The following is a 12653-nucleotide window of genomic DNA, read 5'->3' as shown; positions in this document are numbered from 1 at the left end:
GGGTGTTCTAGTTTTTTATTTCTCTTATCATTCTTTTCAAAAACGGAAGGGTGAAGTTTTCATTTTCCCAGCAACCACTTAACCATTCTAACTGTTGTTCAGCAATTAGAGCCATTGTACTGACTGCTTCATTGTGACTCGTAAGAGATAGATTCAAATACACTCTTTTCATAGATGCTGAAACCTCTTTTGGCAAGGTTTGATCTAATGCTTTCAAACCAAGTTGAGCACGCTCGGGGCAATATTTCTGTAAGAGTACCTTCGCTAAGTTTACCCCGATATCATTCGCGACTTTCACTGCCCACAGGTCATTGCCACGATCTGCTGCTTTTTTATATTGTAAGAAAAAGAAAGCCACATCTTCCACTGCATCCAAAAAATCTTGCTCTGACAATCTCAAGTTTTGATGCTGCTGGTGTTTTTTCAAGCGTTCTTCTGGATCATAGAGAACCCGGATATAGTCTTTATGTATAAGCGTCTCTTCTGTAACAGTGAAGAGGTCGACATGAAGCAAGTTATCAAACACAACAATGATCTGCGGTGCTATGATAAAAATGTCATCATAGAAAATGATGGATTGATAACTCTCGAGATGTTTTTGTCTATTTTTCAAAAACTGTTCCTTCTCTTTCTCTTCCACCAATACGTAAATATCGACGTCTGAGTGTTCATCTTCCTCGCCTCGCCCCATTGACCCTTTAAGGAAAACTGCTTTTACGGATGGATCTCGCTTTAAACTGCTAGTAATTACTTCGACAGCATCATTTTGTCTCAATTTCATCCCCCCTAAAAATAAATATTACATCATCATATAATAGAATGAATTTTTTGTAAAAGGAGATTAAAAATGCCACGAACGAAATCAATAGAAATATGGACAATAGAGTTTCTCATTAACAGGATAGTTCCCTGTCACCCAAACAAAGAAGAAAATGCTATTACTTAGGTAAGCTAACTGCTTGGTAATTGGGGGAGACAATACCAGATCATTACTTATGATACCTTAGTGAAAAATCTCTTCATGATGTAGTATTCGACATTGCCAATAGAGAATTCTCAAAAGTATTTAATAATACGACAACCACAACCAAAAAGAATATCCCCACAAATCAAAAAGAAGGGAAACTCATGCGAGTTCCCCTTCCAATTTACCAACTTATCTGATTTGGCCAGTTCCCTTCATCAAGAACTTCACTGTCGTTAGTGCGGGAAGTCCCATTGGGCCTCGCGCATGAAGTTTTTGAGTGGAAATACCGATTTCTGCTCCGAACCCTAATGCTCCCCCATCAGTAAAACGAGTGGATGCATTGTGATAAAGAGCGGCAGCATCAACAAGTGCAAAGAACTTTTCTGCTGCCTCGGAATCTTCTGTGACGATTGCTTCCGAGTGCTTTGTTCCGAAAGTTTCGATATGAGCAATTGCTTCTGTTAAGTCATCCACAGCTTTTACTGCAATATCTGTGCTCAAGTATTCGTTCGCCCAATCCTCTTCGCCTGCAAGCACGGAGCCTGGAATGATATCAAGAACATACTCGTCACCGTGGACAGCGATATTGTTTTCTTTTAGTGCAGCAATTAACGCATCTTTATGATCTGCCAACCATTCTTTATGGACCACTAGCGTTTCCGCTGCGTTACATACTGCTGGACGGTCCGTTTTGGCGTTCACAAGAATATTGATTGCTTTTTCAACTTCCGCGTTTTTGTCGACGTAGATGTGGCAGTTTCCAACACCAGTTTCAAGTACAGGTACGGTCGCATTTTCTACGACAGCCTGAATCAACTTGCCGCCACCACGAGGAATTAATACATCAATGTGTTCTTTCATAGTGAAAAGCTCATTAGTCGCCTCACGATCGGTAGAGGCAATAAATTGTACGGCTTCTTTAGGGATTTTCGTTTCTGCAAGACCACGGTGCATCACTTCAACGATAGCTTCGTTGGAGTTGATAGCAGAGGAGCCACCTTTCAACACAATGGCATTGCCAGATTTCAAGGCTAGACCTGTCGCATCCACCGTAACGTTCGGGCGCGCTTCATAAATCATACCAATAACGCCTAAGGGAACGGTTACTTTTTCTACTTGCAAGCCATTATCCAATGTCCAATCCGTAAGCACCTTGCCAGTCGGATCTTCTAACTGTGCAACGTCTCGCAGCCCCTGGGCAAAATCAGCGATACGCTCCTGGGATAGGGAGAGGCGATCCATGAAAGCTTCTGTGAAACCTTTTTCCCGTCCATTATCCAAGTCTTTTTCATTTGCAGAAAGGATCGTCTCGTATTCACGTTCCAGTACGTCTGCTAAATGAAGCAATGCTTGGTTTTTCTCTTCTTCAGATAGAATCAGTAGCTTTTTAGAAGCTTTCTTCGCTTCTATTGCTTGTGCTTCAACGTTCACATTTTTTGTTAGTGTCATCAAAGACCTCCTTGAGTATTTTAAACGCCTACGGGCATGGCAACTTCTAAATGGCAAACAAAGTCTTTACGTTCGATAGCGGCTTTTTCATATGATTCTAATTCCGGTTCTGTCAGACTGATCATTTCTTTCATTTCCTCAGAAGAATAATTCACAACACCGAGGCCGATTTCATCTCCATCTAAGTCATGGATACGAACAACCGCTCCTTCTTCAAAACGACCTTTCACATGGTGAATATTCATAGGAAGCAGACTCTTCTTCATTTCGACAATAGATTCTTTCGCACGGTGATCAATGATCACTTCTCCCTCTGGCCCTGAGTTAAAGGCGATCCATTGCTTCTTCTGGTCAAGGTTTTCAGCATCTGTCGCTGTTTCGAAGTACGTTCCTGTTGCATTACCGTATACTGCGTCATACACAATGTTCGGTGTATTGGCTTTTCCTAAGAAGGAGGAAATGCCAGAAGCCATAGAAATTTTGAAAGCATCTATTTTGGACTTCATGCCGCCTGTACCGACAGCACTTCCTGGATCGCCAGCTGCAGCTTCAATTTCTGGGGTGATTTCGTGGACTTTATTGAGTAGTTGGGCATCCTCATTTTTTCTAGGGTCTGCATCGTACAGTCCATCGATATCCGATAAAATGATCAATTGGTCTGCATCCACAAGGCCTGCAACTTTAGCAGAAAGTGTATCATTATCACCGAATTTCAGACGATCGATCGTTATCGTGTCATTTTCGTTGACAATCGGAATGATGCCACGTTCAAGCAAAACATTGATTGTATTACGTGCATTGTTATAACGATCTTCATCCGAAAAGTCGCTACGAGTAATGAGGATCTGAGAACCCATATAGCCATGAGATAAGAAGAGATCAGAATAGGATTCCATTAACAATCCTTGGCCGATGGATGCGGCTGCTTGTTTTTCTGGTAACGTACTAGGGCGTTCCAGGCATCCGAGTTTACGATACCCAGCGGCAACTGCTCCCGAGGATACGAGTAAAACTTCATGACCATCGTCTTTCAATTGAACGACTTCATCTACTAATTTTTCTAATTTACGGCGACTTACCTCCCCGTGCATACTAGTGAGAGAACTACTCCCTATTTTAATTACTACCCTTTTCCTATCGTGACTCAATATATCACTCCTGTTTAGCATTTTCGCGTCTATTTGCATCGATTATTTACTGCCTACGAGTAGTCCTTCCAATTCTTTACTTAGCTCTTTGGATCGACTAGCTGCACCTTTGATCGCTTCTGAAATCGCATAGCCTCCTCCAGCATTATCGAGAGCATTCAGTCCTGCCGCTGTTGTACCGTTAGGAGAAGTTACGTTTTGGCGAAGCTCTGTCGGGCTTTCTTCACGCTCAAGCATCATTTTGGCAGCGCCAAGCAATGTTTGGGCTCCGATTTCTCGAAGTGTTTCGCGATCCATACCTTCTGCGCGGCCAGTTTCCTCAATGTGTTCCATCAAATAGTAGAAATATGCCGGTCCGCTTCCTGCGATTCCTGTAAATACGTCCATTTTATCTTCTTCGATAACAAACACTTCACCTATTGATTGAAGCAATTCTTTAGCTACAAGTACATTGTCCATATCTGTGTAACGCCCTGGGCTGATTGCTGTCGCGGATTCACGAAGCATGCTTGAAGTGTTCGGCATCACGCGGATAACTTGCTGTCCGTCATTCAAACGATCTTCCATATAGGTTGTTGAAATACCAGCAAGTACAGAGACAAGCACTTGGTTTGGTGTCAATTTATCTTTCAAATCAGCAAGTACAGCCTCAATATCTTTAGGCTTCATTGCCAAGATAAGTTGATCGATTTCCGCAAAGTTTAAATCATCTTTTAAGACAGTGCGTACACCATATTTTTCGTTAATTGTGTTTAAACGTTCTTGATTACTTCGATTGGTCACGATGATGTTCTCAGCTGGAATATTACCGGATTCCACCATGCCTGAAATCATCGCTTCAGCCATAGAGCCTGCACCTAGAAAAGCAATCGTCTGTTTAATCATTTGGGTTAATCTCTCCCGTTCGCATTTTTTGTTCGCTTTAATTAAGACGTTTTTCATCATAACACTGGGCAAAACTTATTCAAGGGGTTTTTTGCAAGTCGGGTCTATATAAGCCAATTAGTCCGTGTAAACGGTTTCACTCGGAGGTATTTCACCTTCATCGCTTCTCATCGCAAATAATCTCGTCTCATTCATCTATTTGCGCATTGGATTTTCAAGAAAAGCCGGATAATCCCAAATTGAGGGAAAAATCTGACTTTTTATCACTTGAAACACTTTCCCTTTCTGTAGCCCTGATCATATTCCCAAACGGTTCCCCAATCTGGGGCATCTGGCAGGATATAAAGAGCAGTCAGTTTATTTTTTTGAATTAGAAAAAATTACTTAGCTATCGCAGATAATTTCCAAGTCAAAAAAACACCTGTTGAATCAATTCAACAGGTGTTTTAATCTTCATTAATGAAATGGTTCAATTTAGCTAGTTGTTGATTCAGCTCTCCTATAGGGACGAAACGCGCTTTTCGGAATAACTCCTTACCTTCCGAGTAAATCAGAACAGCAGGAACTGTCATAACTGAAAATTCCCCAGCCACCTGTGGAACTTCATCAGCATTCACCTGCCTGGCCTTAACAGCGGGATAACCAACCAATAGGTCCTCTACTTGTGGTTGTAGGCCATGGCAGACGGAACATCCTGGCCGGGTAACATATACGATAGAAAGCGGAGTTTCTTGCACGAATTTGTTTAAATCTTCAATAGTTTGTACGGATTCCACTTATCTCACCTCTATTTTTTATTATACCAAGAGGTAGGCTAAAATGCCTTCTTGAAAGCTTGCCTAATTTAAGCGGTCAGGATGCATTTGTTGATGATTTTTCGTTTCCACTTCTTTAAACAAATCTTCACCAGGTGGCACTGGAATCGAAGCCTGATCTGCCTGATTCGGATTTAACATTTTTCTTAATGATTGGAGCTGCTGATTCAGATCATCCATATCTTTTTTAGTTGCGGGTCTCTTCTCCTCCTTAAGCTCATAACCGACCTGTCCATTCGGCTCAAGGGTAGCTGACTTAAGGTCCTCTATGGAAGTGATGTTCATTTGTCTTAACTTCATTTCTAACTGATCGACAGTGAAGCGTAGTTTTTTCAAGTTCTTTTCATTCAATTGGCCATTTTCAATGATAGGTACAGACCTTCCTGTCAGGAAACGCTCCACGAAATCAAACTTTACTTGTGAAAATTCCATTACCATCAATGTAAGGACAAGCACACCACCGACACCGAAGGTCACCCAGATGTTTTTCCCTGCCACCGGCTGAATCAGTAGAGATCCAATACCAACCATAATTACTGTTTGCGACAGGGTCATCTGCGAGATTGACTTTCTCCCTGCAATTCTTAGTATTATTGTACCTACAATGATAATTAATACCGCTTTCCATATCCAGTCCATATCTTTCACCTCTTTTTGTATGTTCACCTAAAAATGGGAGGATATTCTTTTATATTGATTTTAATGAAAAGTAAAGACCCACCCTCTACTTTTTAAGAAAAAAACGCGGAACAGATGAGAAAAGAGGAAAAGTTTTCGCTTCATTGTTATCTTCTATTATAATAAAAGTAATACTTGAAGCTTGGGAGTGATCTTATGTACCCCATCTATTACGGCATTGTCATCATTGTATCGATCGCCGCTTTGCTCAGCACCATCGTCATCGCTAAAGGGGTTTCCAAACAGGACAACACAATATCAGCGGAAGATGATATAAAGAAACTGAAAAGCGATGAGAATAGATCAAACAGCATTCCATTATTAACAACCATTTATTCCATCACTTTTGCAATTACTATCATCCTCGTCGGTATTTTCATATTTTGACAAGGGTTAAAAACAATAGGAGAGCTCCTAATAGAAGGGCCCTCCTATTGTTTTTTAACACTTCAAGCGTCGAACGATTCCCTGGCATGGATTTTGAGGCGTTATTAGTAGAAGATAAGTGTTATTTAAGAATAGGCTATTTTTATTTGAGAGCAGCCTATTCTTATTCAAGTATCCGACACCGCTAATCAGGAAATGAACAATGTAATTTAAATATTCGGCAATATTGGGAATCCGACACTCACAAGACTAGATCTGCTTTTCTCTCTGGGTTCACTGTTTTCATATAATAATCTTCTGCTTTCCAGTATCGGTCTAGGAATTTTTCTATTTTCTCTTGCGTTTCCTGACTTTCTCTATTAAAACGCTCCACTTTTGAACACTTTAAATAGACCACATAGTCTAAATAATCTCGCCATTCTGCCCGTTGCAGGAATACTCCTTCAATAATTACGAGTGCTTTTTCTGATTCTTTCCTCAAATGCTGGAACAACTCTTCCTGAAGTCTTTTAACATCCCATTGCAAATGATAATATTCATACCACTCCTCATAACCTGTCTTGTAACGGCTGGAGCGGTCGACGATATAATCATCTATATGATAAGTAAGGACAGGCTTTTCTAAAGCTTCCACCAACTTTTGTGTAAAACTTGTCTTTCCAGAACGGCTGAGTCCATCAATTCCGAGTACAAATCTTTCCTCTTGTTTTAAAGTTTGTATGATGTCTAAAACTTTCTCTACATTCATCGCTCTCCTCCTTTTTGGTTTGCCGTGGCCTATACATCGGAACGCTTCTCTCCCTTGCTATACCATCCATTCGGAAATAACACTCATAGAATTGTTCAAGGAAGTTTTTTATAAAAAATTATAGGCAAAGGACTTCTCCATTGTCTTCCATCCCTTTGTTATTGATAAAATTACATAAAAACTTCCATCCTGACACATACTCTCCGTAAATTAGTGTTATCTTTCGCATAGGTCTATGAATATCCTAATAACAGAATGGTCACAAGCTTATTGCCGTCCACTGTCCCTTTCTTTGAAAAAATAAAGGAGTTGGCTAATGTGAACCCATCCGATGGTTTTCAAAACCTCACCCATAAAAAATGAATTTCACGGAAGTGTTTTCTCATATTTTAACCTTCATGAAAAGAGAGCCTACAGGGAATTACAAGTTAATGTTAGGAACAGATTCACAAGTCCATCCTTCCCACACCTTATTCATTACAGGTATCGTAATTCAAAATGTCGGGAAAGGAGCCTGGGCATGTTTTCGTAAAGAAATTGTCGATCGTCAAATGACAACATTACATGAGCGGATTTCCTATGAAACCTCATTGACTGAACAAGTCGCCTCTTTCTTCACGGAAAAAAGAAAAAACGAACTGATTGAAGTTGTGCTGCCCCATATATATAAGGGCGCGACTTTTACAATCGAGGGTCATATCGATATCGGGAGTGGAGACCGAAACCGGACAAGAGTTTATGTTAACGAAATGGTCTCCCGCATTGAATCCTTAGGTATGGAACCGAAAATCAAACCTGATTCCATTGTTGCGAGCAGCTATGCTAACCGTTATACAAAATAAGATAAAAGAGCTCCAATATTAACAATGTGGAAGTTTCTGGGAGGGTCGATTTCGAGGTGTCTGTAGGAGTTTAATGGTCGTGGGGGAAGGACTCGAAATCACACAACAATAACCCTGCCATAAGTATAGGGAGAATAGCACTTCAAGCCTGTAATCACCGCACTTTCACTTACATTATGCTCCCTTTACTTGAAGGTGGTTTCGAGATACTTATCAAGGGAAACGGTGAGACTCCTATTGTGAAAGCGTAATTGCCCTTATTAGCGGTGTATGAACTGGACATTCCAATGTGGAGGTGCCTTGGTCAGCCTCGACAAGCTTAAGAACAATCATTACAGGGAGTGCTCTTCTTCCTGAAATAACTAGTAAAGAAGTTCGGTTAAATTCGCAACGTCCTGTTGCAACACCGAACGACCACTGGAGCTGGATAACACTCGTATGGTTTAAGAGCTCCGAATAAAATTTAACCTCAAATGGTTTAAGAACTGGGATCTGCAGAACAGGTGAGCCGATAAAAATTCTACAATGAGAAAAGCGTCCTTCATAGCGGAGGGCGCTTTTTTCAATTGTATGAATCTCTCTTTTCAGCGCGAAGTGATTTAGTGGTTCTCGTCATCCAAAGAGCTAATAAAACGGCAAGTCCACCAGCTGTCAGCTTTCCTATCACCATGGGCAAAATCATTTCTTTTTCCACTCCAGCTACAAATGCAAAATGGCTTCCGACGACAAAAGCTCCACTGACAGCGAAAGCTGAATTCACTATTTTCCCTCGTTCATCCATATCTTTCATCGTTGCAAGCATAGGCAAATGGTGGGCGGTCGAGGCAATGATGCCTGTTACGGAAGTGGTGTTCATTCCTATTTTCTCACTAAGAATCGAAAAGTACTTCTCCCCCCGTTGATTGATAAAAGCCACTAAAGGATAAGCTCCAGCCAGGGTGACAGTGATTCGACCGACAATTGTAATCCCTTCAGATAAAGGAGCCATTCCAGGGAGAATAACCATTCCTGTCAAAGTTTCGATGATGATAAAACTTAAACCTGTAATAATGACGATTTCAATCATCTTGCCAAAATAGGAGAATAGTCGGATTGTTACATTTGTGAACAACCATAGACCTCCCCCTATGACTACGGATAATAAAATCGCCGGAACCAAATTGCGGATCATCCATCCCCATTCATAACCCGCAAATGCCCCACCGATCAGGCACCCGACCGGAACTGTAACCAAACCTGCCAAGATCCCCTTCGCAAAATAAGGCCGGTCCTTTTTTTGCAGAACTGTCAAGGCAACTGGAATCGTAAAAACAAGAGTCGGTCCCATCATAGTTCCTAACAAAGACCAGGAAAAAACAGCCGCTTCCTTCTCAAGTGCCAGGGATTCCGCAAGGGGATAGGCCCCCATGTCAATGGCGAGCATCATGGAAGCAAACATAGAAGGGTCAGCACCAAACCATAAGAAAACAGGCGATATTACTGGGGCCAGCCATTGAGATAAAACAGGAGCAAGGGAAATGATACCCACCATCGAGAGAGCCAACGGTCCCATCGTCATAAAGGCCTCATAAAAGCGCCACCCCAGTGATAAACGATGATTAAGTACATAATAATCCAGAGCTCCCAGCACCATAAACAAACACATGATGATTAAAATAGCATCATTAAACCACATATCCCCACCTCCACATTCAAAAATCGAATAATTTTTCCCCTTCTTTTCTTCATTCCTATATGAAAGATCTAGTTTATCTTAACTTTGAAGACGGGTAGGTTACTTGAGAAGAGAACCTAGCAGTACTTACTCTTTTACCAGCAGATAAAATAAAGGAGATGAAAGAATGACTCAAGCACTTTTTATCGGAGCCATCATTTTTATCCTTTTAAATTTGGTGTACTTTTTTGCTAATAAAACCTATAGGAAAAGTTATTTCAGCACGGCTCTTTTCTTAAATTTATTTTTTGTTTTAACAGGAGTCCTCATAGGATTTACTTTCATCTATTATCTCCTTTCATTAAACGGGACGATCTTAGTTACAAGTTTATCATCTAAAGAATCCGTAAACCCAAGCTTTTGGGACTTGCTTTATTTTAGTGGAGAAACTTTATTGAGTGTCGGTTACGGAGATATGCTGCCTGTAGGGATGGCACGTTTCTTCGCTTTAATTGAATCTGCCATCGGAGTCCTGCTCCCTACCGCCTACTTCCTCAAAGCGTTAGATTCCCCTAATGATGAGAAATGAACCAATAGAAAAAGCCCCCTTTTCAATAGGGGGCTTACTCTTTATCCTTTATCCAATCGAACACGCAGCAGACCCATGTTTTTGTAAATATTTCTGATGGTACTCTTCTGCTTCAAAAAATGTTGTCGCTGCTTCTACTTCTGTAACAATCGGACGCTTGAAGACTCCTTTTCCTTCCCATTCCTTAATCTTTTCTTCTGCAATGTACTTTTGACTTGCATCTAAATAGAAAATGACAGATCGGTATTGATGCCCAACATCAATACCTTGTTTATTGCGGGATGTCGGGTCGTGGGCTTCAAAGAAAATATTAATCAGTTCTGCATAAGTGATGACGGTAGGATCGTAATCGATCTTTACGGATTCTGCGTGACCTGTATTGCCTTCTTTCACTTCTTCATATGTGGGGTTTTCCAAGTGACCACCAATATAACCGACTTTTGTCTCTGTTACCCCTTCAAATTTTTCAAAAAATGCTTCTACTCCCCAAAAACATCCTGCACCGAAAATAGCTGTTGCCATTTGACATCTTCCCTTTCCTTTAACGCAACTTCTATCGAGAGCCTTGACGGTAATGGTTATTACACGAAAAAACCCCTTTTCTTATCCATTAAGAAAAGGGGTCGCTAATATCCGCACGATCCTCTCATCTCTTAGAATGTTTAACATCCTACAGGAATTGGCACCGTTCTAGTCAATCCTTAGATTGATTCGATGGTTGCCGGGCATCAAAGGGCCAGTCCCTCCGCCTCTCTGGATAAGAAGTTTCCGTTATTTAATTTATGTTAGTTATCATAATACAACGTTTTTGTAACGAAGTAAAGGATAACAGCGTAAAAAATCGAATGAATTTATAACCAGCTTTCTTGCTGTCATTATATTCGAATTCTAGCATCTTTATGCCTGTCTGTAAAAAATTTTGATTTATCCTTGTCCCCCCGTGGTGTATATTTCTTCAAATGGTTGGACAATGATAAAACCTTCTCCTTGGAATTCCATCTGAATCGATTCTCCACTTCCACGGCCAATCAATGTTTTGAAACTTATATCTGTTTTGAAGTTCGGCTCGAGGTGTCCAGACCATGCCACCGTTGCATGGAGATCTGTTATGACAGGTTCTCCAGGGCGGACGAGTAAAGTCAGCGGTTCATAATGGGAAGTTATGGCAACCCGTCCACTTCCGCTTAGTGTGACATTGAACAATCCTCCCGATACCATTCCTGCTACCTTTTTCATCAATTTAATATCCCAATCGATACTTGGTTCAAAAGCAAGAAGGTCATTGCCGTTGACTGTAATCGTTTCATTATCCAAATCGAAAATGGTAATTTTCTTCCCTTGGTCGGCAAGATAAAGGCGGCCACGACCAGTCGCCTTCATTAAGGCACTACCTTCACCGGTCATCGCTTTCTTAAACAGACGCCCTACTCCATGTTCCAAAATCCCTTCTCGCTCAAACTTGATATCTCCATTATAAGAAATCATGGCACCAGCCTTGGCCCATACCTGATCAAGCAAATTAACTTCCAGAATCCTCTGTGTCTCCAGTTCAAAATAGTCATTTTCGGAATAGTTTTGTTTCGTCTGTCTAATAAACTCATCAATAGAATAATCACTCATAACGTTTCCTCCTTTTTGTTTCTATGAACTATTATGCTTTCTAATTATGTTATACCACCATGAGTCATAAACAAGTCGTAGGTTTTGTTCATTTCATTCCTTGGATGTAGTTACAATTAGCATTCCATCTCCCTTAGCCGAAAACATCTAGCAATCGAGCATTCTAATTTCAGGAAGATTTATGTAAGAAAAGAACTTGTTTAATGGACAGACGCAAGGCATAACGAAAGAATTTATATATTCTCCTGTGTTAGACTCAAGTTAACCTACAATGAAGGGAAGAGTTACATGTATGGATTAGACGAAAAAAGAAACGAATTGCTCACTTTTATTGATAAAGTTCCTGAGAAAGAAGCTCTCGTTAAGCCAGAATCTGGTCGCTGGTCCATTCTTGAAGTACTCGAGCATTTATACTTAATGGAACAACTTATCGTACACCAAATCAACCAAACTCTCAAACAGGGCGATACTCAACAAGCTTCCGAAAAGCCGATTCATCTCTCAACCAACCGTGATTACAAAGTAGAAGCACCAGAATCTGTCCGTCCGAAAGGCGAATTCGTAACATTGGATGATGCAAAAGAAGGCTTAAAAAAATCCCGTGAAGCGACAATGTTCCTTATCCATAACAAAGACGTCGAAACATTGCGCAACCGTGTATTTCCCCACCCTTCTTTCGGGGACATGCACTTAGAACAATGGATAGAATTTATTGGTTGGCATGAACTGCGTCACTTGGATCAGATAAAGGAGATCAAGGCAGCTATTCGCTCTTCATAGGGAACCATAATGTGAGAAAAAGCATACAGATGGACCATAGAAAACGGAACGATCATTCTGCCCCCAAATTTTCATGAACTCTATAATAGTT

The 12653-nt window shown here is 40.8% G+C and carries 14 protein-coding genes and 1 riboswitch; of the genes, 4 read left to right on the top strand and 10 right to left on the bottom strand.

Translation table 11 applies throughout. From position 1 onward, the window contains the following. Positions 1-7 precede the first annotated feature (7 nt). The 6 genes from BMZ58_RS14815 to BMZ58_RS14790 form a co-directional block, all read right to left on the bottom strand. Positions 8-775, bottom strand: coding sequence for a nucleotidyltransferase domain-containing protein (locus BMZ58_RS14815; RefSeq protein ID WP_075037345.1), 768 nt, complete (start codon positions 773-775; stop codon positions 8-10). A gap of 381 nt (positions 776-1156) precedes the next feature. Further along, positions 1157-2416 carry a glutamate-5-semialdehyde dehydrogenase gene (locus tag BMZ58_RS14810; protein ID WP_075037344.1) on the bottom strand — a complete coding sequence of 420 codons (1260 nt, stop codon included), beginning with the start codon at positions 2414-2416 and terminating at the stop codon, positions 1157-1159. Between the two features lie 20 nt (positions 2417-2436). Beyond that, entirely contained in the window at positions 2437-3585 is a 1149-nt protein-coding gene (proB, locus tag BMZ58_RS14805) for a glutamate 5-kinase (RefSeq protein ID WP_075037492.1), read from the bottom strand. A gap of 21 nt (positions 3586-3606) precedes the next feature. Further along, on the bottom strand, positions 3607-4449 hold the full coding sequence (proC, locus tag BMZ58_RS14800) for a pyrroline-5-carboxylate reductase (RefSeq protein ID WP_075037343.1): 843 nt from the start codon (positions 4447-4449) through the stop codon (positions 3607-3609). A 446-nt stretch (positions 4450-4895) separates the two neighbouring features. Continuing rightward, on the bottom strand, positions 4896-5225 hold the full coding sequence (locus tag BMZ58_RS14795) for a thioredoxin family protein (RefSeq protein WP_075037342.1): 330 nt from the start codon (positions 5223-5225) through the stop codon (positions 4896-4898). A 63-nt stretch (positions 5226-5288) separates the two neighbouring features. Beyond that, on the bottom strand, positions 5289-5903 hold the full coding sequence (locus BMZ58_RS14790; RefSeq protein WP_075037341.1) for a DUF421 domain-containing protein: 615 nt from the start codon (positions 5901-5903) through the stop codon (positions 5289-5291). A 195-nt stretch (positions 5904-6098) separates the two neighbouring features. Between BMZ58_RS14790 and BMZ58_RS14785 the strand changes: the two genes are divergently transcribed. Then, complete coding sequence (locus BMZ58_RS14785) at positions 6099-6329, top strand: hypothetical protein (protein WP_075037340.1); 231 nt, start codon at positions 6099-6101, stop codon at positions 6327-6329. A 241-nt stretch (positions 6330-6570) separates the two neighbouring features. Here the strand turns inward: BMZ58_RS14785 and BMZ58_RS14780 are convergent, their stop codons facing one another. Further along, the gene (locus tag BMZ58_RS14780) at positions 6571-7077 is read right to left on the bottom strand and encodes an AAA family ATPase (RefSeq protein ID WP_075037339.1); all 507 of its coding nucleotides are present in this window, start codon (positions 7075-7077) and stop codon (positions 6571-6573) included. A gap of 398 nt (positions 7078-7475) precedes the next feature. Here BMZ58_RS14780 and BMZ58_RS14775 point away from each other — a divergent pair, with 398 nt between their 5' ends. Further along, positions 7476-7919 carry a ribonuclease H-like YkuK family protein gene (locus BMZ58_RS14775; RefSeq protein WP_425268664.1) on the top strand — a complete coding sequence of 148 codons (444 nt, stop codon included), beginning with the start codon at positions 7476-7478 and terminating at the stop codon, positions 7917-7919. 562 nt (positions 7920-8481) lie between these two features. On the opposite strand, the gene eutH is transcribed toward BMZ58_RS14775, so the two are convergent. Further along, entirely contained in the window at positions 8482-9594 is a 1113-nt protein-coding gene (gene eutH / locus BMZ58_RS14770) for an ethanolamine utilization protein EutH (RefSeq protein WP_075037337.1), read from the bottom strand. A gap of 166 nt (positions 9595-9760) precedes the next feature. Between eutH and BMZ58_RS14765 the strand changes: the two genes are divergently transcribed. After that, positions 9761-10162, top strand: a complete 402-nt coding sequence (locus tag BMZ58_RS14765) for an ion channel (RefSeq protein ID WP_075037336.1) — start codon at positions 9761-9763, stop codon at positions 10160-10162. A gap of 48 nt (positions 10163-10210) precedes the next feature. Here BMZ58_RS14765 and msrA read toward each other — a convergent pair whose 3' ends face one another. Together msrA and BMZ58_RS14755 are read right to left on the bottom strand one after the other, a co-directional pair. Next, positions 10211-10684: a peptide-methionine (S)-S-oxide reductase MsrA gene (gene msrA / locus BMZ58_RS14760; protein WP_075037335.1), complete on the bottom strand. Its 474-nt coding sequence runs from the start codon at positions 10682-10684 to the stop codon at positions 10211-10213. 121 nt (positions 10685-10805) lie between these two features. Beyond that, a riboswitch (SAM riboswitch) is annotated at positions 10806-10926 on the bottom strand. Between the two features lie 160 nt (positions 10927-11086). Beyond that, on the bottom strand, positions 11087-11782 hold the full coding sequence (locus tag BMZ58_RS14755; protein ID WP_075037334.1) for an AIM24 family protein: 696 nt from the start codon (positions 11780-11782) through the stop codon (positions 11087-11089). A gap of 288 nt (positions 11783-12070) precedes the next feature. Between BMZ58_RS14755 and BMZ58_RS14750 the strand changes: the two genes are divergently transcribed. Beyond that, complete coding sequence (locus tag BMZ58_RS14750; RefSeq protein ID WP_075037333.1) at positions 12071-12562, top strand: DinB family protein; 492 nt, start codon at positions 12071-12073, stop codon at positions 12560-12562. Positions 12563-12653: the final 91 nt, after the last annotated feature.

The organism is Halobacillus dabanensis, from assembly GCF_900114165.1.
Lineage (GTDB): Bacteria > Bacillota > Bacilli > Bacillales > Halobacillaceae > Halobacillus > Halobacillus dabanensis.
This window is presented reverse-complemented; position numbering and strand designations above follow the sequence as displayed.